At 68.3% G+C, this 20,528-nt stretch carries 17 protein-coding genes; 14 read left to right on the top strand and 3 right to left on the bottom strand.

Annotated elements, in window-relative coordinates; translation table 11 throughout:
* Positions 1–1,052: 1,052 nt before the first annotated feature.
* From ABD289_RS20875 to ABD289_RS20865, 3 genes are all read left to right on the top strand, one after another.
* Positions 1,053–1,514, top strand: coding sequence for an MSMEG_3727 family PQQ-associated protein (locus tag ABD289_RS20875; protein ID WP_344135546.1), 462 nt, complete (start codon positions 1,053–1,055; stop codon positions 1,512–1,514).
* Positions 1,515–1,528: 14 nt separating this feature from the next.
* Positions 1,529–3,214 carry a PQQ-dependent dehydrogenase, methanol/ethanol family gene (locus ABD289_RS20870; RefSeq protein ID WP_344135543.1) on the top strand — a complete coding sequence of 562 codons (1,686 nt, stop codon included), beginning with the start codon at positions 1,529–1,531 and terminating at the stop codon, positions 3,212–3,214.
* Between the two features lie 346 nt (positions 3,215–3,560).
* A complete protein-coding gene (locus ABD289_RS20865) occupies positions 3,561–3,902 on the top strand; it encodes a LytTR family DNA-binding domain-containing protein (RefSeq protein WP_344135540.1) in 342 nt (113 codons plus the stop codon).
* A 361-nt stretch (positions 3,903–4,263) separates the two neighbouring features.
* Here the strand turns inward: ABD289_RS20865 and ABD289_RS20860 are convergent, their stop codons facing one another.
* The gene (locus tag ABD289_RS20860; RefSeq protein ID WP_344135537.1) at positions 4,264–4,860 is read right to left on the bottom strand and encodes a TetR/AcrR family transcriptional regulator; all 597 of its coding nucleotides are present in this window, start codon (positions 4,858–4,860) and stop codon (positions 4,264–4,266) included.
* Positions 4,861–5,362: 502 nt separating this feature from the next.
* Between ABD289_RS20860 and ABD289_RS20855 the strand changes: the two genes are divergently transcribed.
* On the top strand, positions 5,363–6,340 hold the full coding sequence (locus ABD289_RS20855) for a class I fructose-bisphosphate aldolase (RefSeq protein WP_344135534.1): 978 nt from the start codon (positions 5,363–5,365) through the stop codon (positions 6,338–6,340).
* 429 nt (positions 6,341–6,769) lie between these two features.
* Positions 6,770–7,909 (top strand): damage-control phosphatase ARMT1 family protein, encoded by a 1,140-nt coding sequence (locus ABD289_RS20850; protein ID WP_344135531.1) that lies wholly within the window; start codon positions 6,770–6,772, stop codon positions 7,907–7,909.
* Positions 7,910–7,979: 70 nt separating this feature from the next.
* On the opposite strand, the gene ABD289_RS20845 is transcribed toward ABD289_RS20850, so the two are convergent.
* The gene (locus ABD289_RS20845; RefSeq protein ID WP_344135528.1) at positions 7,980–8,534 is read right to left on the bottom strand and encodes a snapalysin family zinc-dependent metalloprotease; all 555 of its coding nucleotides are present in this window, start codon (positions 8,532–8,534) and stop codon (positions 7,980–7,982) included.
* Positions 8,535–8,977: 443 nt separating this feature from the next.
* Here ABD289_RS20845 and ABD289_RS20840 point away from each other — a divergent pair, with 443 nt between their 5' ends.
* The 9 genes from ABD289_RS20840 to ABD289_RS20800 all read left to right on the top strand — a co-directional run bounded on the left by ABD289_RS20840 (position 8,978) and on the right by ABD289_RS20800 (position 18,542).
* Positions 8,978–10,159 carry a 4-oxalomesaconate tautomerase gene (locus tag ABD289_RS20840; RefSeq protein WP_344135525.1) on the top strand — a complete coding sequence of 394 codons (1,182 nt, stop codon included), beginning with the start codon at positions 8,978–8,980 and terminating at the stop codon, positions 10,157–10,159.
* Positions 10,156–11,181, top strand: a complete 1,026-nt coding sequence (locus ABD289_RS20835; RefSeq protein WP_344135522.1) for an amidohydrolase family protein — start codon at positions 10,156–10,158, stop codon at positions 11,179–11,181. Before ABD289_RS20840 ends, ABD289_RS20835 begins: the two co-directional genes overlap by 4 nt.
* 26 nt (positions 11,182–11,207) lie before the next feature.
* Positions 11,208–11,891 carry a 4-carboxy-4-hydroxy-2-oxoadipate aldolase/oxaloacetate decarboxylase gene (gene ligK / locus ABD289_RS20830; protein WP_344135519.1) on the top strand — a complete coding sequence of 228 codons (684 nt, stop codon included), beginning with the start codon at positions 11,208–11,210 and terminating at the stop codon, positions 11,889–11,891.
* A 58-nt stretch (positions 11,892–11,949) separates the two neighbouring features.
* Positions 11,950–12,876, top strand: a complete 927-nt coding sequence (locus ABD289_RS20825; protein WP_344135516.1) for an amidohydrolase family protein — start codon at positions 11,950–11,952, stop codon at positions 12,874–12,876.
* Positions 12,877–12,933: 57 nt separating this feature from the next.
* The gene (locus ABD289_RS20820) at positions 12,934–14,307 is read left to right on the top strand and encodes an MFS transporter (protein ID WP_344135513.1); all 1,374 of its coding nucleotides are present in this window, start codon (positions 12,934–12,936) and stop codon (positions 14,305–14,307) included.
* Positions 14,308–14,327: 20 nt separating this feature from the next.
* The gene (locus ABD289_RS20815) at positions 14,328–15,341 is read left to right on the top strand and encodes a VOC family protein (protein WP_344135508.1); all 1,014 of its coding nucleotides are present in this window, start codon (positions 14,328–14,330) and stop codon (positions 15,339–15,341) included.
* Between the two features lie 200 nt (positions 15,342–15,541).
* Complete coding sequence (locus ABD289_RS20810; RefSeq protein WP_344135504.1) at positions 15,542–16,825, top strand: MFS transporter; 1,284 nt, start codon at positions 15,542–15,544, stop codon at positions 16,823–16,825.
* A gap of 145 nt (positions 16,826–16,970) precedes the next feature.
* On the top strand, positions 16,971–17,732 hold the full coding sequence (locus tag ABD289_RS20805; RefSeq protein ID WP_344135501.1) for a DUF1932 domain-containing protein: 762 nt from the start codon (positions 16,971–16,973) through the stop codon (positions 17,730–17,732).
* A 135-nt stretch (positions 17,733–17,867) separates the two neighbouring features.
* Positions 17,868–18,542, top strand: a complete 675-nt coding sequence (locus ABD289_RS20800; protein WP_344135498.1) for a GntR family transcriptional regulator — start codon at positions 17,868–17,870, stop codon at positions 18,540–18,542.
* A gap of 63 nt (positions 18,543–18,605) precedes the next feature.
* Here ABD289_RS20800 and ABD289_RS20795 read toward each other — a convergent pair whose 3' ends face one another.
* Positions 18,606–20,102 carry a subtype B tannase gene (locus ABD289_RS20795; RefSeq protein WP_344135495.1) on the bottom strand — a complete coding sequence of 499 codons (1,497 nt, stop codon included), beginning with the start codon at positions 20,100–20,102 and terminating at the stop codon, positions 18,606–18,608.
* Between the last annotated feature and the right edge of the window lie 426 nt (positions 20,103–20,528).

Below are 20,528 nucleotides of genomic sequence, written 5' to 3'. Positions count from 1 at the left end.
CACTTCACCCACGACTTCACCACCGCCTGGACCAAAATCATGAACCTCGACCGATACGACCTCTCCTGACCATCGGTTCTGGGGACATTTCAGTGCGGGGTTTGCGTGGCGGGACCTGGCGCGCCGCGCGGCTGCGGGATCGCTCCTCGAGCAGCGGCACGCGGCGTCGCGCTGTCCTGGCCGCACGACGCGTCAGAACCCGCGGCGGCGCGAGTTGAGTCCTGCACCGCACGTGGCTCCGCCGCATTCCGCGAGGACCCGTCAAGCAGATACCGCGGGGCTGACGGGAATCGGCACGCGTGCGCACCGGAACTGCGGATGCGTGCTTCCCGAATTCCGGGGCGCGCGGAATGCGCGCCCCGGACGGCTTCTGCATACCGCCGATGGTGTGCCGACCCGACGCTTTCTTCCGCCCACCGAATTCGATCGGAACGGCGCGTCCGGACGGTGTTCGGCAGCGGGTGCGCTCGACCCTCGTCGCCTTGCCGACCCAACCCCGACCTGCTCGCAGGAGGAGCTGTCTCCGCTGGATTCGCGCGCGCTGCAAATGGTTTTCGCGCCCTGATTCGCCTGCGGCGGAGCGGGACAGCCGCGGTTGCTTCAGCAGGTCAGGGCAGGCGGAGACAGTTGGGCGGTAGCTAATTCTCTGCGAACGGTACGGCAGGGCAGGTTAGCGGTCAGCTCTTTCGGCGGTGGTTTCCGCGCCGTAAAGTTCTCGAGCATCACAGGTTAATTGATCGGTACTCGGGGCTGGCGAACAAGACTCGAACCGCCGTTTACCGCGCCAGCAAGCGCCTGTGGGAGGGAAGCGCACTTCGGGTGCAGATTCGCAGATCTGCGGCTGATTTTCGTCCCTTTCTGTCCGACTACCGCGAAAGTCGCCGGAGGAACGGCGTGTGCGCACGTCAGCTGGCCTCTTCCGGTCGAGCGGAAGCGTCTGCGGAGGCATCGATCAACGGGAACCGCGGGCTCGCAAATGAGGCCGACCCATTCGTGAGCAGCCCAGACATGAGTGATCCGGATATGGATTCGAAATTGGGAGGTGAAGTCCAATGACGACGACTCAGGAACACGAGGACCTGCTGAGCGAGCTCGGCTTGGACGCACAGAACAGCGCAGCGATCGGTCGCGTGCTCGGGACCGGGCGGATCGAGCGGGCCACCGAACGGGCCGACGGCACGATGGAGGCCACGATCCGGATCAGGGAGGACGAGATCGCCTGGGACCCGGCGATCCTGGTCCTGCCGCACGGTGGTGATCTCGAGCTGACGATCATCAACGACGACAAGAACACGCACTGCGCCCTGCTGCCGAGCAACGGCGACAAGAAGTTCATCTGGCTGCTCAACCACTCCAAGGGGCGGGCGAAGCTCAACCTCGATGGCCCCGGCTACTACTGGTACAGCTCGCCGGGCGGCAACGACGAGGGCCGCGGTCTGACCGCCGCCATCGTCGTGCTCGGCGAAGTTCCGCCGGAAGCCCGTCTCGACCGCCCCGATCAGCCGCGCCGGTAGAAAGGACCGAACAGATGACAGTCGAATACGTCGACGCCGGTGAAGCCATCGATCACGGCGCGCTGAGCGCCGTCTCCGGCAGCGCCCCCGCGGTCACCGACAACATCAACTACGACCGCATCCGCAACGCGCGTTCGGAATCGCACAACTGGATCACCTACTACGGCGACTACGACGGCAAGCGCTACAGCCTGCTCGACCAGATCAACACGGAGAACGTCAAGCGCATGGGGCCGGCGTGGATCTTCCAGGCGGGTACCTCCGGGCACATCGCGGGTGCTTCGACCTACGCGTTCGAGACCTGCCCGATCGTCGTCGACGGCGTCATGTACGTGACCGGCTGGGACGGCTGGTTCTGGGCCCTGGACGCCAAGACCGGTGAGCAGCTCTGGCGCTACAAGCACGCGGTCCCGTTCGACGTGTCGCTGTGCTGCGGCAACGTCAACCGCGGCTGCGCGGTCGCCAACGGCAAGGTCTACTTCGTGACCCCGAACGCCCACCTGCTGGCCCTGGACGCCACCTCGGGCAGGAAGGTCTGGGAGAAGACCATCGGCGACGTTCGCGCGGGCGAGAGCGCCTCGCTGGCCCCGCTGGTCGTCAAGGACACGGTCATCACCGGTAGCGCGGGCGGCGAGTTCGGCGTGCGCGGGCACATCGACTGCTGGGACCTGGAGACCGGTGAGCAGCGGTGGCGCTGCTACACCGTGCCCAAGCCGGGCGAGCCGGGCTCGGAGACCTGGCCCGCCGACGGAGAGGCGTGGGCGCGCGGCGGCGCGAACCACTGGGTCACCGGTACCTACGACCCGGAGACCAACCTCTACTACGCGGGGACGGGCAACCCGGCTCCGGACTTCGACGGTGCGGTCCGCGAGGGCGACAACCTCTACACCGACAGCGTCGTCGCGGTCGACGTGGACACCGGTGAGATCAAGTGGCACTACCAGTTCACCCCGCACGACCTGTGGGACTACGACTCCACCATGGAGATGACCCTGTTCGAGCGGGACGGGAAGAAGCTTCTCGGCCACTTCGACAAGAACGGGTACTTCTTCGTGCTGGACCGCACCAACGGCGAGCTGCAGCACGTGACGCCCTACGTGGACCGGATCGACTGGGGCACCATCACCCGCGACGGCAAGGTGATCCCTCGGAAGTACCCGGACAAGGAGGGCGAGCCCGTCCACTTCTACCCGGGCCCGGCCGGGGCGAAGGAGTGGACGCACGCGGCCTACAGCCCGCGCACCGAGATGTTCTACGTACCGGTGGCCGACGTCGGCGCGACCGCCACGCGGCGTCGCCGCGAGTTCAAGGAAGGCATGCCGTACTGGGGTGCCGCGGTGCAGGTGGACATCGACGACATGGCCGGCTCGGTCAGCGCGTTCGACACCCACGGCCAGGAGAAGTGGCGCTGGCGCAACCAGCACCCGATGGCGGCCTCGGTGCTGGCCACCGCTGGTGACGTCGTGTTCGCCGGTACGCCGACGGGCGAGTTCCTCGCCTTCGACGCCCGGTCCGGCGAGGAGCTGTGGAAGTTCCAGTGCGGCAGCGGTCACCACGGCAGCCCGATGACCTACATGGTCGACGGCAAGCAGTACGTGGCCGTTCCGGTCGGCTGGGGCGGCTGGCTCGAGGGCATCATCCCGGGCATGCTCGGCGCGGGCCACGGCAGCGCGCTGATCGTGTTCGCCCTGCCGGACTGATCGGGATCGAGCGGTGATCACGCCGCAGTCGGCGGCGTGGTGGCGTGCAGCCGGGAGACCTCCGGTCGGGTCGCGAGCGCGCGGACGCCCGCAGCACCTGCCCGGAGGTCTCCGTCCTGGGTGCCACGACCGCTTCGCGGGCCTGGAGTCCGCGGAATTGGGAGACATTTCAGTTCGGGGTTCGGGTGGCCTGCCGAGTCCCGAACCGCGTGCGGCTCCGCCGCATTCGGCGAGGACCGTTAGGGAACATCACCGGAAACACTGTTGATCGGGCAGGCCCGGGTGCCACAAGCCGGGCGGAGCCGGACGATCGCGGGCTTCCAGAACAATGCTACGGGAGGATGCATTGGGGTCGACGCGACGCATAGTCGGGGTTAAAGGTGACCGGCAGGTCCTGTTCGACATCGCCGAGGTGATCGTGGCCGAGGCCGTCGGGCGGACCGTTTGGCTGAAGACGGACCTCGGGCGCTTCCAGTGCGCGACGGACGGCATCGACAACATCGATGACAAGTACTCGGAGTGCGGGTTCGTGCGCGTTCACCGCAGCTACCTGGTGAACCTGCACCGCGTGCGGGAGGTCTCGCGCAAGGACGGAGGGGAGCTGGAGCTCACCGTCGAGAACTACGGCGGAGTGGTTCCCGTGTCCCGCCGCCGGGCGAAGTACGTCACCAAAGCTCTGGGCCTCTAGGTCCGGCCGGATGGCCACGGGAACGGTCCGGCCGTTGCCGCACGGCCTGCTTCGGCGTACGAGCGCCCGGGTTCTGAACGATGCGCGCAGGAGTTCCGGATGGCATGTCCTGCAACCGCTTTCGCGGCGGCCATCCGGGAACTGCTGGTACTTCCGGAGCCGCGGCGAGAGTCCGCGCAACGGGTGCGCCGACGGTTCGACGGGAGCGCGATGGCCCGCCCCGGTTCCCGCTTCCTGGATGAAAGTTCGCAGCACCGCGCCGATCCGCGGTCCCGGACTCGCCTGTCCGGCGCCGCTGCTCGGATGGACCCGTGGATTCGTCCGGCAGGAACGGGACCACGAGGTGGCAGTCGACCGCCGTTCAGAGCGAAGGCAGCGACACCACCGACTCCTTGGCCTTGTCCAGCACCTGCAGCGCCGTGGCCTGTGCGATGTCGGCGGCCGCCGGGTCCCGCTCGAGCAGGGCCGTGGTGGTCGCCCCTTCCATCAGCTGAGCGATCTGGCTCGCGACGAAGTTCGTGTTCGGCAGCTCGCATTCCTCCACGAGCTTGACCACCCAGGCTCGCATGGCGGTCTTGTGCTCGCGCACCGCGTTTCGCACCGGCGGCGAGGTGTCCGCGAGCTCGACGGTCGCGTTCACGAAGGCGCACCCGCGGAACGACGGCGTGGCGAACCACTCGCGCAACGAGTCGAAGACGGAAAGCAGCCGCTCCCTGGGCGAGGACGACCAGTCGATCTGCCCGCTCAAGCGCGCCCGGTGGCAGTCGTCGAGGTGTTGCAGGCACGCGACGATGAGGTCCGTCTTGGTCGGGAAGTGCTTGTACAGCGTCATCTTCGCCACGCCGATCTCGCTGACGAGCGTGTCGACCCCCAGTCCGGTGCCGCGCTCGTACATCATCCGCGAGGCTTCCTTGATAATGAGTTCGCGTTTGGTTTCAGTATGCTCCGCTGGCGTCACAGAAGCACCCCTGATCGGAGTTCAAGCCGTTTCTCTGAAGTGAGCCGGCTCAGATTACCCACGGGGATGTGATCCCGCAATGGGACGAACGCGATGTTGCGCAATTGCGGTGTCGCAGGAATCCGCGGTCGTCGCCGCTAGCGGTGGCGGAACCGGTCCGCCCGATTGAATTTGAGAACCGTTCGTGGCGCGACGGTACCGCTTCGTGCCGGTCGTGTTGACTAGACGTACAGATCCGTGCAGCCTGACAACCCGGTATGCGTCCTAGCTGTGGATGAAAACCGCAGGGTCGAGGAAGGGCAGCATGGAACAGTGAAGTCGCCCCCGGAGGTCCCGGATATGACGTGCTCAGTCCGGGTTCTGCGGAGCAGGAGGCTGAATCGCACGGTGATGCCGGCGCACCGCTCGCCGGTGGGAACAATCTTTGCTCGAACGCTCAGCAGTCCGAAATTCCGAACCGGTCAGCCGGTCATGATGCAGCACGCTAGGAGGCGTAACGAAAATGGCTACCTTGGCTGAAACCGCTCGCGCGCTCGTGTCCAATAGGCGTGGAATTCTCGCCGCCGATGAGAGCATCGGAACGATGTCGTCCCGTCTGGAAAGCGTCGGGGTGCCGCCCACCGACGAGAATCGACGCGTTTATCGCGAATTGATCGTCACCACTCCCGAGCTGTCCGATTCCGTCAGCGGAATCATCCTGGCCGACGACACCCTCCGGCAGAGGCTCTCCGATGGGCGCAGCTTTCCCGCGGCCCTCGCGAACCTCGGGATCCTCGCGGGCATCAAGGTCGACACCGGGGCCAAGCCGCTGGCGGGTGCCCCGGACGAGAAGGTCACCGAAGGTCTCGACGGGTTGCGCGAGCGCGTGAAGGAGTACGTGAGCCTAGGGGCGACCTTCGCCAAGTGGCGCGCCGTGTTCTCCATCGGCAGCGAACTCCCGAGCGAACGCTCGGTGCGCGCGAACGTGCACGCGCTGGCGCGGTACGCGGGGCTGTGCCAGGAGGGCGGCTTGGTGCCGATCGTGGAACCCGAGGTCCTGATGGACGGCGCGCACTCGTTGGCGGAGTGCCAGCAGGTGACCCGAGCAGTGCTGCGCTCGCTGTTCGACGAGCTCGCCCTGATGCAGGTCGATCTCGACGGCATGATCCTCAAGCCGAACATGGTGGTCGCCGGGAAGGACTGCCCGGAGCAGCCCGCAGTGGAAGAGGCCGCGCAGACCACCGTGGACACGCTGCGCGACACGGTCCCGCCGTCGGTTCCCGGCATCGCCTTCCTCTCCGGTGGGCAAAGCCCGGAACTGGCGACCCGGCACCTCGGTGCCATGCAGAACTGCGGTGAGCTTCCCTGGGAACTCACCTACTCGTTCGGCCGCGCCCTGGTCGGGCCCGCGCTGGAGACGTGGCGGGGCGACGACGGCAACTGGGAGGCCGCCCAGCGGGCGCTGTCGGTGCGCGCCGTCGCCAACGCCGCAGCACGCTGAGGCGAAGGCCGCACGAGGACTCCCGGCCGGGCCGGCAGCCGCGCAGCTGCCGGCCCGGCCCTGGCGCGAACTCGGTCCGGATCGCCGGACGAACGGCAGCCCGGAAGAGAGCGGTCCCCGAACGGGTCGCACGCCGAAGGTGTCGGTCCGAGACCGAGCTCTGGAGCCCGGTCTGGTGTCGCCGGGCACGTGCTGCGGGAGCCGCAGCGGCGCGCCGCCGAGCTCAGCCGCACCGAGCGGCCCTCCAACAGCACCGCCGGTCGACGGCCGCGGGGGAGCGGCCGCCAGCGGAGCGCTGCCCGGCGAAGGCCCTCCTGATGCGGTGCCGAGGCAGCCGGACGTCCGGCGCTCGTGCCCGCCGGGCATCATCGGTGGTGTCGAAGTGCTGACGTGTTCGAAGCGGGAGGGACTGACGTGGCGGACGCGCCGTTGATCAACATTGCGGAACCGGGGTCGTTCGCGTGGCGGGTGTTCCACGAACGCCATCCGGTCATGATCGAGCGGCTCTGCGCCGCCCACCCCTTCGGGCCCGACGTGCGCGACGAACTGGATGCCCTGCTGCGCGAGTCGACCGCCGGTGTCGTCGAGCCGCTCCGGGATGACGCGCCCGATCACGACGCGTGGTCGGCCTGGACCGCCGAGCGGATCGGCAGGCCGTGGTCGGAGGCCCCGTTCCTGTGGGCGGAGAGCTACTTCTTCCGGAAGCTGCTCGCCGCGACCGGCTTCTTCGCGCCGGGGCCGTGGCGGGGTGTCGACCCGTTCGCCCCGATGAAGCGCGCGGAACTGGCGAACGCGGCCACGGGGGAGACGCTGAAAGCCCTGGACAACCTCCGCGAGCTCGACGAGGCGGAACGGGACGCCGCGGTGGTGCAGGCGGCGGTGTGGGGCAACCAGGCGGACTTGGCCTTCCAGTTGTCCACCGACGCGGGCAACACGGGTGCGGGCCTGGTGGCGGGCCGCAGCGAGGATTTCTGGTCGCTGTTCGACGGCTCGGGTCCGGTTCACCTCGTGGCCGACAACGCGGCCGGCGAGCTCGCCGCGGATCTGGTGCTCGTCGACCACCTGCTCACCACGGGGCGCGCACCCCGGGTCGTCCTGCACGTCAAGCCGAGCCCGTACTACGTCTCCGATGCCACGCCCACCGATGTGCTCGAGGTCCTGAACCACCTCGCGAAATCGTCCGGAATGGCGGGCGAAGTCGGTCACCGCATCCGGGAATCCCTGCGGGACGGTCGGATCGAGGTGCGCGCACATCCGTTCTTCTGCGCACCGCTGGACTTCGGCGACCTGCCGGAGGACCTGCGCGACGAGTTCGCCTCGGCGGCCGTGACGATCGTCAAGGGCGACCTGAACTACCGGCGGCTCGTCGGCGATCGGCACTGGCCTGCGACGATGCCGTTCGCGGACGCCGTGTCGCACTTCCCCGGGCCGGTGGCGGCGCTGCGGGTGCTCAAATCCGAGGTCGTCGTCGGCCTGGACGCCGGCACCGCGTCCGCGCTCGACGCCGGGGGCGAGCCGTGGCGGACCAACGGTTCGCGCGCCCTGATCCAGACCTGCCCCGGCGGCTGAGCGTTCGGTGTAGACATCGCCCCGGTGCAACGCCACCGATCGCTCGGGGTTGCACGGGGTCCTGTGGGCTTCAACGAGTTGCGAGAGCGGGAGTCTCGGCGAGCAGCCGCGGTGCGATGCTCGCGTCCTGCGCGAAGTTCCGCTCGACCTCGCCCTTTTCCTCCTCGTTCGGGAGGTCGTTGGTGCAATCGGTCCCGGCGCTCGCGCCGGACATCAGGTCGGCGCACACACCGGTTCGGTTGTCCGGCAGTCCGAAGATGTGACCGATCTCGTGGGTGGCGATGCGCGGGACGTGGTGTCCCGCGCTGACCGCTTCGCGCCCCATCCAGACCGTGCCGGAGCCCAGGGAATCGACCTGGGCTCGAGGCCAACCGTCATCGGCGAGCACGGTCAGGTCGGCCGGGCCGCCCGCGGACTTCTGCAACGTCACGTTTGATACCTGGCCGTTCCACACCTGGGCGGCCGCGTCGACGGCGGCCTGGAATTCCGCAGCCTTACCGGCGTCGTAGGTGACGATGTGCGGTCCGGCGCTGGTCGCGGAGTTCGCGCTCGCTGCCGGCGCGCTTCCCACCAGCAAGAGCGCGGTCACCGCGCCGGCCAATGCCGTCATCGAAGACCTGGGCATGTTGGCGTCTCCTCGTCGGCCGCTTCAAAAGCAAGATCAATACGGTCCGAGGCTAGGGCCGGGCCGTACGCCCATGCGGGCGCTGGCGGGTAACCGCCAACGGCGCTGCCTCAGCACCGCTCGAACCTCTCGGCACGACGCTTGACGCGGCCGGGGGCGGGGAAGTGGTCGCCACCGGCGCGAATGTGCCTGCGGGTGCCGCTCCTCTGCTTCGCCCAGGTCCGAAAGCTCCGCCGCGTTCGGCCTGCCGCTCGTTGGCCGGCGGTGCCGGGCCGCGCCGACATGACGGCGCGCGCGGTAGCGCAGCGTGCCCGCGGGCAGACAGTATGCAATCTCGCTGCGGATTTTGTTGGAAATCTTGTCAACAATCTTGGCGATCGATTAGCTTGCCTAGCGAGCCGATGAAGGACGTCGTGCTCGCGACGACTCGACGAAGGAGTGCCATGCCCGTCGACGGAGACGGCCCCGCAGCTCGGCCGCGCCGCAGCGGGTCCCAGACCGCGGTCCCGTGCCAGCTCATGCGTGGTGGCACCTCGCACGGGCCGTTCTTCGACGGGCGGGCGCTGCCCGCGGACGCGTCAACTCGCGAGGCCGTGCTGCTCGCGGCTCTCGGGTCGCCGGACGCGCGCCAGATCGACGGGATCGGCGGCGCTCACCCGTTGACCAGCAAGATCGGGATCGTGCGGCCCGGCGCTGAGTCGGGTGTCGACGTGGAATGGACGTTCGGGCAGGCCCAGCCCGGAGGAACCACCGTTGACGTCACGGCCAACTGCGGCAACATGCTCGCCGCGGTGCTGCCGTTCGCGGTCGAGGCCGGCATGGTCGTCCCGGCCGGCGACCGGACCACCGCCCGGGTCCTGACGCGCAACACCGGGATGCTCGCCGAGATCACCATCGCGACGCCCGCGGGCGACGACGGCCGGCGATACGTCGAGTACGCGGGCGACGCCCGCATCGACGGCGTGCCCGGCACCGCGGCAGGCATCGAGATCGGATTTCTGGACACCGCGGGATCCGTGGCAGGCGCCCTGCTGCCCACCGGGAACGTTCGCGATGCGGTCGATGTGCCGGAGGTCGGTCCGGTCGACGTGACGATGATCGACAACGGTCAGCCGCTGGTGATCGTCGCGGCCGCGCGACTCGGGGCCACCGGCTACGAGACCCCGGCCGAGATCGACGGTGACGAGGGGCTCAAGAGCAGGGTAGAAGCGCTGCGCCTGACCTGCGGACGCGCCATGGGGCTCGGTGACGTCACGGACAAGAACTACCCGAAGATGACCCTGGTCGCGCCGCCGCGGCACGGCGGCACCGTGTCGACCCGGAGCTTCATCCCGCGGGTCGCGCACCAGTCCATCGGTGTGCTGGCAGCCGTCACCGCCGCGACCGCCTGCGTCTTCGAGGGCAGCGTTGCGCACGACTTCGCCACGGGAGTGACGGGCGTGGAACCGACCGTCTCCGTGGAACATCCCTCCGGCGAGTTCAGCGTCACGCTCGGGCTGGCCCCCGACGACCCGCAGCAAGTCGTTCGTTCGGCACTGCTGCGAACCGCGCGATTGCTGATGTCCGGCGACGTCCTCGTGCCGACGTCGCTCTGGAATCCCGACACCGAGGAGCGCTCCGCATGATCATCGACATCCACGGTCACTACACCACGGCTCCGGCCCCGCTCGGCCAGTGGCGGGAGGAGCAGATCGCAGCGTTGACCGACCCGGCGCGCAAGCCCGATCCGGCTGGCCCCACCATCAGCGACGACGAGATTCGCGAGTCGATCGAGGGGCATCAGCTCCGCCAGATGGACGAGCGCGGCATCGATGTGACCGTGTTCTCCCCGCGCGCGTCGTTCATGGCCCACCACATCGGGGACTTCGAGACCTCCTCGGTGTGGGCGAGGATCTGCAACGACCTGTGCCATCGCGTCGCGGAGCTCTACCCGGAGCGCTTCGCGCTCGGCGCCATGCTTCCGCAGTCGCCCGGGGTCGACCCGGCCACGATCGTTCCAGAGCTGGAGCGGGTCGTGCGCGAGCTCGACGCGGTCGCGGTGAACATCAACCCCGATCCCTCCGGCGGGCACTGGACGTCGCCTCCGCTGACGGACCGCCACTGGTACCCGGTCTGGGAGAAGCTGGTCGAGCTGGACGTGCCCGCCATGGTGCACGTGTCGACCAGCTGCAACCCGGCCTTCCACACCACCGGCGCCCACTACCTCAACGCGGACACCACCGCCTTCATGCAGCTGATGCAGGGCGATCTGTTCACCGACTTCCCCGAGCTGCGGCTGGTGGTTCCGCACGGGGGTGGTGCCGTGCCCTACCACTGGGGCCGGTTCCGCGGTCTTGCGCAGGCTCTCGGCAAGCCGGAGCCGGAAGAGGCGCTGCTGGGCAACGTCTTCTTCGACACCTGCGTCTACCACCAGCCGGGCATCGACCTGCTGCTGGACGTGGTTCCGCACGAATCGGTGCTGTTCGCCTCCGAGATGATCGGCGCCGTGCGCGGGATCGATCCGCGCACCGGTCACCACTTCGACGACACCCGCCGCTACGTGGAGCAGGCCGGTCTGACCGAAGAGGACCTCGTCGCCATCGAGGAGCGCAACGCCCGGAGCGTCTACCCGCGCTTGGACGCCCGTCTGACCGCTCAGGGCCGCTGAGCCGATCTCACGAAGGAGTTTTCACCGTGTACGAACTCGGAGTAGTTCACCAGACCATTCAGCGCGCCGACCCGCAGGCCGTCGAGGCCCTGTCGCAGTTCGGTGTCGCCACCGTGCACGAGGCCATGGGCCGGGTGGGCCTGATGCGGCCCTGCATCCGTCCGATCTACGACGGCGCGAAGCTCTGCGGCACAGCGGTGACCACGTTGCTGCAGCCCGGGGACAACTGGATGCTGCACGTCGTCACCGAGCAGGTGCAGGACGGCGACGTCGTCGTGGCCGGCTGCACCACCGAGTGCGAGGACGGGTTCTTCGGCGAGCTGCTCGCCACTTCGATGCGCGCCCGTGGCGCCCGGGGTCTGGTTATCGATGGCGGCTGCCGCGACGTCGACGAGCTGCGCGCGATGGACTTCCCGGTCTTCTCCCGCGCCATCAACGCCAAGGGCACCGTCAAGGCCACCTTGGGCTCGGTGAACGTTCCTGTCGTGCTGGCCAACGCGCTGGTCAATCCCGGCGACGTGATCGTGGCCGATGCCGATGGCGTCGTCGTGGTGCCTGCGGACAAGGCGGGGGAGGTCGCAGCTGCGGCCGCTAAGCGCGAGGCCAACGAAGGCGGCAAGCGAGAGAAGTTCCAACAGGGCGTGCTCGGTCTGGACCTCTACAACATGCGTCCCAAGCTCGCCGACCTGGGACTGACCTACGTCGACTGACGGTCTTCCGCACGCACCAGAAGACGCCTCCCGGCCACCTGATCAGCAGGAGAACCCGATGTCCACTCGCACCACACCCGAGGTGACGCCCGGGTGGTTGCCCTGGTGCTCGACCCCGAGCAAACCGAAATTCGTTCCACCCGACGGTGCCGTGGATGCGCACTGCCACGTCTTCGGACCCGCTGCGCGGTTCCCGTTCGCGCCCGAACGCAAGTACACACCGGTGGACGGCGGCAAGGAGCAGTTGTTCGCCTTGCGCGACCACCTGGGTCTCGCGCGCAACGTCATCGTGCAGGCGACCTGCCACGGCACCGACAACAGCGCCCTGGTCGACGCTCTGCAGTGGTCCGGCGGTCTGGCGCGCGGGGTGGCCACAGTGGACGCTAATGTGACTGCCGAAGAGCTGGAACGCCTGCACCTCGCCGGTGTTCGGGGAGTTCGGTTCAACTTCGTCAAACGCCTCGTCGACACCGTGCCGACGCGGAGCCTGGAGATCATCGCCCAGAAGATCGCTCCGCTGGGCTGGCACGCGGTCGTCTACTTCGAGGCTGCGGACCTGCCCGACCTCGAGGAGTTCTTCCTGTCGCTGCCGGTTCCTCTCGTGATCGACCACATGGGACGCCCGGATGTCGCGAAGGACTCCCGAGGTCCGGAGTTCGCCGATTTCCTCGACTTCGTCGCGCGAAGCCAAGCCTGGGTCAAGGTCTCCTGCCCGGAACGCTTGTCGAACAGCGGGCCGCGCGCTCTCGACGGCGAGCGGCACGCCTACACCGATGTCGTCCCATTCGCTCGCCGGGTCGTCGAGCACTTCCCCGGCAGGGTCCTGTGGGGCACCGACTGGCCACACCCCAATCTCAAAGACCACATGCCCGATGACGGGCTGCTGCTGGACCACGTCCGCCGGATCGCCGTCACCGCCGAGCAGCAGCAGGCGCTGCTCGTGGACAACCCGATGCGTCTGTACTGGCCAGACGAACCGGCCTGACCCACCAGCGCGACACAGCCGGGCAGCGAAGCCCGCCCTTGCCACCAGGAGACCGCAGTGCAGCACTCCTCTACCAACTCGGCCAACCGGCTCGACCGGTTGCCCATCTCCAGATTCCACAAGACCACGATGGCCGCTCTGGCGTTCGCGTACTTCTTCGAGTTCGCCGACATCAACACCTTCGCCATCACCGCGCCCAAGGTGCGCGAGCTCTGGGACTCGGACGTCAATCACATCGCCTACGTGACGTCGCTTTCGTTCGTGGGCATGTTCATCGGTTCGGTCGTGGCCGGGGGGTTGGCCGACCGACTCGGCCGCAAGAGGGCCCTGACGCTGACCACGACGTGGTTCTCCGTGTGGTCGCTGGCGACGGTGTTCGCCTGGGACATGCTCTCGATGGGCGTTTTCCGCATCCTCACCAGCGCAGGCCTGTCGGCGATGACCGTGGTCGCCGTCGTCTACATCAACGAGTTCTTCCCGCGTGCCAAGCGGGGCAAGTTCCAGGCCTACGTCATCGTGATCGGCATCTGCGGCACGCCGGTCACGAACCTGATCGCCTCGCTGCTGGTGCCCCTCGGGGAGCAGACCTGGCGCCTGGTCTACGTGTGGGGCGCCTTGGGCGTGCTCTTCCTGGTGTTCCTGCGCAAGCTGGTCGAATCGCCGCAGTGGCTGGAATCCTGCGGCCGCCATGAGGAAGCCGAGACGGCGCTGCAGAGCCTGGAGACCAGGGCCGTCGCGGAGCACGGAGAGCTTCCCGCCGCGGAGGCACCGGTCGAGCGGGCTCCCGCCCCCAAGCCCGGGCTGAGCCTGTTCAAGGACCGCAAGTTCCTCCTGCCGACCATTCTGCTGTCGGTGCTGTGGATCACCCAGACCATCGGCTTCTTCGGCTTCTCCTCCTGGGCTCCCACGCTGCTGGCCGCCGAGGGCGTCAGCGTCGAGAACTCCATATTCTTCGTGGCCCTGACGACCGTCGGCGCGCCCCTCGGCTCGTTCCTGGCGGCGCTGGTCACAGATCGGTTCGAGCGCAAGTGGTGCCTGGTGGTGTTCGGCCTGATCATCGCCGGATCCGGTCTGATGTACGGGTTGACCTTCGTGCCCGTGCTGGTCATCGTCTTCGGCTTCATGGTCAACCTGTTCGAGCGCGGCTACACCGCTCTGGCCTACGCGTATTCGCCCGAACTCTTCGACACCAACGGCCGTTCGCTGGGCACCTCGATCTCCTACGGGATCGGCCGGTTGTCCAACGCCATCGGCCCATTGATCATCGCCGGTTTGTACAGCGGTTACGGGTACCAGACCGTCTTCTACTTCATCGCGGGTACCTGGGTCGTGGGCGTGCTCGCCCTGGCTCTCTTCGGCCCGGCCACCCGCAAGATCCGCTTGCGGGCCGCGGCCGCGTCTTCGGAACCCGAGCTCGCCGCCGACCGCTGACTCCGCCCGAGGAGGACATCATGAGTTCCAACGCCTTACCGGAGAACCTCACCACCCTCAAGCGCATGGTCGCCGACACGCCCACGCGCCCGCCGCTGGGCGACATCGCTCATATCGGGCACGCCCAGCTGTTCACCCCGTGTCCAGTGGAGACCGTCGCGTTCTTCACCGACTTCCTCGGCCTGACCGTCGTCGAACGCGATGGCGATCACACGTATCTGCGCACCTGGGACGATTACGAGCACCATAGCCTCGTAGTCACGGGCCGCGAGCAGCCCGGGATCGGGCGGACCGCGCTGCGCTGCTCCTCGACCGAGGCACTGGATCGGCGGAAGGAGGCGGTGCAGGCCGCGGGCCTCAGCGGGCAGTGGGTGGAGGACGAACCCGGCATCGGACCGCTGTGGGTGACCGCTGACCCCGACGGTCACGAGATCGCGCTCTACCACGAAACCTCGTGGTACGAAGCCACGGTCGGCCAGGCCCCGGAGCTGAAGAACCAGCCGCAGGCCAAGCCCGGCCACGGTGTCGGTGTCCGCAGGCTCGATCACATCAACTACCTCGCCGCGGACGTGGCGAGGTCCAGCGGGTTCGTCATCGATGCGCTCGGTGCGCGTCCGACCGAGCAGATCCGGCTCGACAGCGGCAGGATCGGGGGCCGCTGGCAGACCTTCACCCAGAAGTCCTACGACCTCGTCTACACCGAGGACTGGACCGGATCTGCGGGGCGGCTGCACCATCTGGCCTTCGCCACCGACACTCGCGAGGACATCCTCCGCGCGGCCGATCTCGCCATCGACACCGGAGTCTTCATCGAGACCGGCCCGCACAAGCACGCGATCCAGCAGACCTTCTTCCTCTACGTCTACGAACCGGGCGGCAACCGCATCGAGCTGTGCAACCCGTTGACCCGGTTGGTGCTGGCTCCTGACTGGCCGCTGATCACCTGGACCGAGCAGGAGCGCAAGAAGGGGCAGGCCTGGGGCTTGCAGACGATCGAGTCCTTCCACACCCACGGCACCCCGCCCGTCGACTAGCGATGCTCGGGAACCGGTGCGGTCGCCGGTACCCGAGCGACTTCCGCGTGGCTCGCGACCCTTGAGCACGCCGGCGGCGCCACGGGGGCCTGAGTCAGCGGCTCCGCCGGTCGACCCGCCCGTCCGTGGATTCGAGCTTTCCCAGTCAGGATTCTCAGATTGAGGACACGCCCATGTCTCGTCCCCCTATTCCACCCGCGTTGGCGTCCGAATCTTCCGATCTGGCCCGCAGGCGACTGATCGTCATCGCGGTGTGCTGGGCCCTGGTGCTGCTCGACGGTATCGACACCTTCATCTACGGTGCGGTGCTGCCCGAGATGATCGGTGGCGGCCATCTCGGTCTCACCGATGCCACTGCGGGCAACATCGGCAGCTACACCACGTTCGGCATGCTCGTCGGCACGATCCTTTCCGGCACGGTCACCCGCTGGGTCGGTCGGCGCCCGGCCGTGTTCGCCTCGGTAGGACTGTTCACAGTGGCCACACTCGGCTGCGGTGTGTCGACCGGCGCGGGCATGTTCGGGTTCTTCCGCCTGCTGTGCGGTTTCGGACTCGGTGCGCTGCTGCCGATCGCGATCGCCTACGGGATGGAGTTCTCGACCGGCCGCAGAAAGGCGCTGGCGACCGGCATCATCATGACCGCGCACCAGACGGGCGGCGCGATCGCTCCGCTCATCGCCCTCGGCCTGATCGACTCCGCCGGCTGGCGATCGGTGTTCATCGCCAGCGCGGTCCCCGCAGTGGTCCTGCTGCCCATTGCGATTCGGCTGCTTCCGGAATCGCCGGCCATCCTGGCGGCCCGAGGCCGACACGAGGAATCCGAAGCCGCCGCAGCGGGCTATGGGCTCGACCCCATTGCGCGCCCACCTGAGCGCCCCGACCGGTGGGAGAGCATGAAGGCGCTCTTCCGGGATCGGCAGTGGTCGACCACCCTGCTCTTCTGGCTGACCTCCTTCGCCGGTCTGATGCTCGTCTACGGTGTCGGGCAGTGGCTTCCGAAGATCATGGGTGATCTCGGCTACGAGACCGGTGACTCGCTGCTGTTCTCCACCGTGCTCAACCTCGGCGGCATCGTCGGAATGCTCGTGGCGGGACGATTGGCCGATGCGGTGGGGCCGCGCCGGATCGTCGTCCTCTGGTTCACGTTGACCGCGGCGTTCGTCTACATGCTGGGCACGCATCTTCCGGTCGCGGTGCTCTACGTCGTGGTGTTCTTCGCCGGGTTGCTGCTGTTCAGCGGTCAGACCATGGTCTACGCCACCGTCGGGACCCATCACGCATCGAGCGACCGGGACACCGCGTTGGGCTGGGTAGCGGGAATGGGCAGGTTCGGTGCCGTCTTCGGGCCCTGGCTCGGTGGCGCGCTGCTGGCGGCCGGACACGCCGACTACGGCTTCGCCGCTTTCGCGGCGACCGGGTTGTTCGGTGCCGTGATGATGGCCCTGGCGACGCTGACGATCTGGCTGCGGCGGAGCGCGGTCTGAGTCGATCGAAGGTTGAGCGGCCACTCCGGCAAATTATTGTGAGCAATATTGTTCACAATCTCTGGGGTGTCGGGCGTGCGGAGACTAACGTCGAGTGGCGACCCGAGGAACCCGGGTCGTACTCGACGTGTCGCGGGAGGAAGTTGTGCGCGTAGCGGTTCTCGGGATGGGAGAGGCCGGGCGGCTCTACGCCGCGGACCTGGCCGCGGCCGGGCACTCGGTGGTGGCCTTCGACCCGGCGGACGTGCCGTTCCCGGACGGTGTCGAACGCGCCGAGTCCGCGTCGCGGGCCGCTGCGGAGGCCGGGCTTGTGGTTTCGTTGACCGGAGCACGGTTCGCCGAGGACGTCGCTCGGCAGGTCGCCTTGGCGGGAGGCGAAGGCTGCTTCGCCGACTTCAACAGTGCCGGAGTGGAGACCAAGCGCGCGGTGGCCGCTGCCCTGCCCGGCAAGGAGATCGCCGATGTGGCGGTGCTCGCCCCGGTCCCGCGCGCCGGAGCGCGCACACCGCTCGTCGTGTCCGGTCCCGGTGCGGCGAAGGTGGCCGAGGTGTTCGGCACGGCGGGTGCCTCGGTGGAGGTGCTCGATGCCGAGATCGGCGCCGCCGCGGGGCGCAAGCTGCTGCGCAGCGCGTTCATGAAGGGCCTCGCCGCCACCGTGATCGAATCGGTCTCCGCCGCCGAGGTCGCTGGTAGCGAGCGATGGCTGCGCGACCAAATCGCGGGGGAGCTGGGTAGCGCCGAGCTGGTCGATCGGCTCATCGACGGGAGCAGGCAGCACGCCGCGCGCCGGGTGCACGAGATGCAGGACTGCCGATCGTACCTGGACGAGCTCGGTGCCGATACCGACATCTGCGATGCGACCACCTCCTGGCTGCAGCGACTGGTCGGCGGAGCGGCCGCGGGCTGAGCGGTCACCCCGCACGCTTTGCGCAGGTGACCTGGGGGCTCCCCTCCGCCGGGCGGAGGACGGCTGGGGTCGTCGTGTACGTGCCCGTTAGGATTGATGCACAAAATTGTTAGCAATCTCGTACGGGGTAGGGCAGTGACGACAGCGAAGCGGGACGACGATCAGCCGACCGACCAAGTGCCGGTGGTCGACGTGATCCGCGAGGCCATCACCCGGGGCGAGTTCGCGCCCAATCAGCGCTTGGTGGAGGCCGAGCTCTCCGAGCAGGTGGGTGCCAGCCGCGCGGCGGTGCGCAACGCTTTGGTGCAGCTGACTACCGAAGGCCTGGTCGAGCGCATCCAGAACCGAGGCGCGCGGGTGCGTGCGGTCTCGCTCCAGGAAGCCATCGAGATCACCGAGGTCCGCATGGTGGTCGAGGGGCTGTGCGCGGCGCGAGCCGCCGAACGCGCCACGGAGGAGGACAAGGACGACCTGCGCGACATCGGCGAGCAGATGCGGACCGCGGTCTCCGGCGGCGACGTCTGGGGCTATTCCGAGCTGAACAAACGCCTGCACGCCCTCGTGCTGCGGGTCAGCGGGCAGCAGACGGCGCACGAGGTGCTCAGCAGGCTGCGCGGACAGAACGTGCGTCACCAGTTCCGGCTGGCCATGCACCCGGGGCGGCCCAGCGTGTCGTTGCCGCAGCACCTGGCCATCATCGAGGCGATCTGCGATGCCGACCCGGCGGCGGCCGAGCAGGCGATGCGCGAGCACCTGCACAGCGTGATCGACGCCCTGCCCGAGGTGGACAAGACGGGCTCGACCATCTGAGAGGTTCACTGAGAAACCACCGGGTCTCGGGCCGTTCGGCTCGGGTCCCGGCGGTTTCGCGCATCAGGAGCGGTATCCGGTCACCTGTCCGATCCATCGGATGAACGCGCCCGCGTCCTCGTTCGTGGCGTGCCCGGCATCCCAGTACATCGCCGCGTCCACGTCGTCGCCGAGCTGGCGCAGCTGCGCGGCGAGGTTTCCGACGATGGTGAGCGCGGTGTCGGTGTCCTCGGTGCCCACTCGAACCCACCAGTGCCGGGCCCGCCCCGGGTTGGCCTCGGCCAGGAACGGCATCGGGTTCATCAGCCGTAGCGTTGCCGGCAGGTCGCCGGCGAGATGATCCCCGCCGGTGTGGCGCAGGCTGTACTGCGTGAAGTGCCGGGCCTCGGTGGTCCCGGCGCCGAACAGGTTGTTCTCCGGGCTGGAGATGTCGAACGCGTCGAAGGCCGGCGCGGACTTCTTCCGCGCACCCGCGTGCTCGAGGTACTCCTGCCACCCGAACTCGGCTTGCCCGCCGGAGTAGCGGATCCGCGGGTGCTCGGCCAGGTAGTCGGCGCGGTCGGCCTCGGACAGTCGGCCGAGGTAGGCGCTCGCGGCAGGCCGCAGGTAAGTGCGCAGCAGGTGCTCGTCGTAGTTGTGCGCGGTGATCCTGCCGTGCTCGTCGTGCAGCCCGAGCGATGCCTGGTAGCCGGTGAAAGCTGCGGCCAGTTCGCGGGAAACGGTCCGATCCACGAGTTCGCCCGAGGAGAGCGGGTTTCCGCCCCAGTTCCACTCGTAGGCCATGTCGGCGTGCTCGAGATCGGTGATCGGGCACCAGTCACCACTGGCGAAGACGGCATCGCTCGCATCGGCCGCACCGATCTCGTCGAGATGACGGCGGTATGGCCCGCTGTCGCCGGTCGCGCCGAGCAGGGCCGACAGCGCTCCGCCCGCGCTGGTCCCGGAGGTGACGATGCGCTCGACATCGCCGGGGATGCGCCCGTGGTTGTAGCGCACGTAGCGCACGGCTGCTTTGAGATCCACGATCGCCGCCGGCGCGACGCCGTAGTAGGTGCCGTCGGCAGCGACCAGGGTGCGCCCCCTTGCCCCGGGCTCGACGACCACATACCCCGCGGCCAGTGCGAGCTCGGGATTGCTCACCCGCTGGCCGCCGGAAGGCCCGCCGGCTTCGGGTGGCGGAGCACCCGCCGGTCCACCACCACCGATCCCAGTCGCGTCCGCCACCGAGGACGGCATGTAACCGCCGACGGCGTTGGCCAGCAGAACAGGCGCGCGGGTCGCGTCGACCGGATTTCCGTTGATGCGCACCGGGACGCTGACGTTGAGGCACTGGTACTTCGCGTCGACCGGATCGGCGACGTAGGTGACCGCCCGGTAGAAGTGGTACACCACCGTCCGATCGCCCTCGTCGGTGGTGATCGTCGTGGTGAGCTCGTCGTAGTTCTTGGGATCGAAGCGGAGGTCTTCGGGTGCGGCCGAGGCCCGCTGCCGGGCTCCGAGGCCGAGCGCCGGTAGCGCGGCGGCAGCGGCCATCCCTCCGAGCACGGTTCTGCGGTGCATCGCGCTCTCCTTCTCCAGCGGGATTGCGGACACGACCAAGTGAATCGAACGAACCTGGGAATTCACTGGGAGAAGTGATCGAATCCCGTCAGCCGGAGTCGCGCTGTCGGCGATGTCGCGTCACACCAGCACTGGTGGACGACCGGCCGGGCGCGAGCACCTCCGCGCCCGGCCGGGGCGTGGGTGGACGACGTGATGAACTGCCGTCCGCGCAGCGTCGTTCCTCGGACGGCGCGCAGGCTCGCGCCGTCGTCGGCCAACGGCAGCGGGAAACGAGCGGTGTGGTCGACGAGAACGCCGGCAAGCGCCATCTGCGCGAGAGCTCGGAAACCGGGCACTTCCGGACCCTCGAAGACGAGCACGGGCTAATTCGTCGACGCGCTCCGCAACGAGATCTCACGACCCACCCAGAGGCGCCGATGCGAC

This window comes from Saccharopolyspora halophila (assembly GCF_039531955.1).
In the GTDB taxonomy this organism is placed as follows: Bacteria; Actinomycetota; Actinomycetes; order Mycobacteriales; family Pseudonocardiaceae; genus Saccharopolyspora; species Saccharopolyspora halophila.
The sequence above is the reverse complement of the archived record's forward strand: the minus strand, read 5'-3'. Positions and strand labels throughout refer to the sequence as shown.

Bases quoted from the DNA above. Each gene is read 5' to 3' on its own strand.
- ABD289_RS20840 (WP_344135525.1), top strand. From the start codon at position 8,978: ATGCCCGTCGACGGAGACGGCCCCGCAGCTCGGCCGCGCCGCAGCGGG.
- ABD289_RS20815 (WP_344135508.1), top strand. From the start codon at position 14,328: ATGAGTTCCAACGCCTTACCGGAGAACCTCACCACCCTCAAGCGCATG.
- ABD289_RS20825 (WP_344135516.1), top strand. From the start codon at position 11,950: ATGTCCACTCGCACCACACCCGAGGTGACGCCCGGGTGGTTGCCCTGG.
- ABD289_RS20870 (WP_344135543.1), top strand. From the start codon at position 1,529: ATGACAGTCGAATACGTCGACGCCGGTGAAGCCATCGATCACGGCGCG.
- ABD289_RS20795 (WP_344135495.1), bottom strand. From the start codon at position 20,102: ATGCACCGCAGAACCGTGCTCGGAGGGATGGCCGCTGCCGCCGCGCTA.
- ABD289_RS20835 (WP_344135522.1), top strand. From the start codon at position 10,156: ATGATCATCGACATCCACGGTCACTACACCACGGCTCCGGCCCCGCTC.
- ABD289_RS20875 (WP_344135546.1), top strand. From the start codon at position 1,053: ATGACGACGACTCAGGAACACGAGGACCTGCTGAGCGAGCTCGGCTTG.
- ABD289_RS20845 (WP_344135528.1), bottom strand. From the start codon at position 8,534: ATGCCCAGGTCTTCGATGACGGCATTGGCCGGCGCGGTGACCGCGCTC.
- ABD289_RS20855 (WP_344135534.1), top strand. From the start codon at position 5,363: ATGGCTACCTTGGCTGAAACCGCTCGCGCGCTCGTGTCCAATAGGCGT.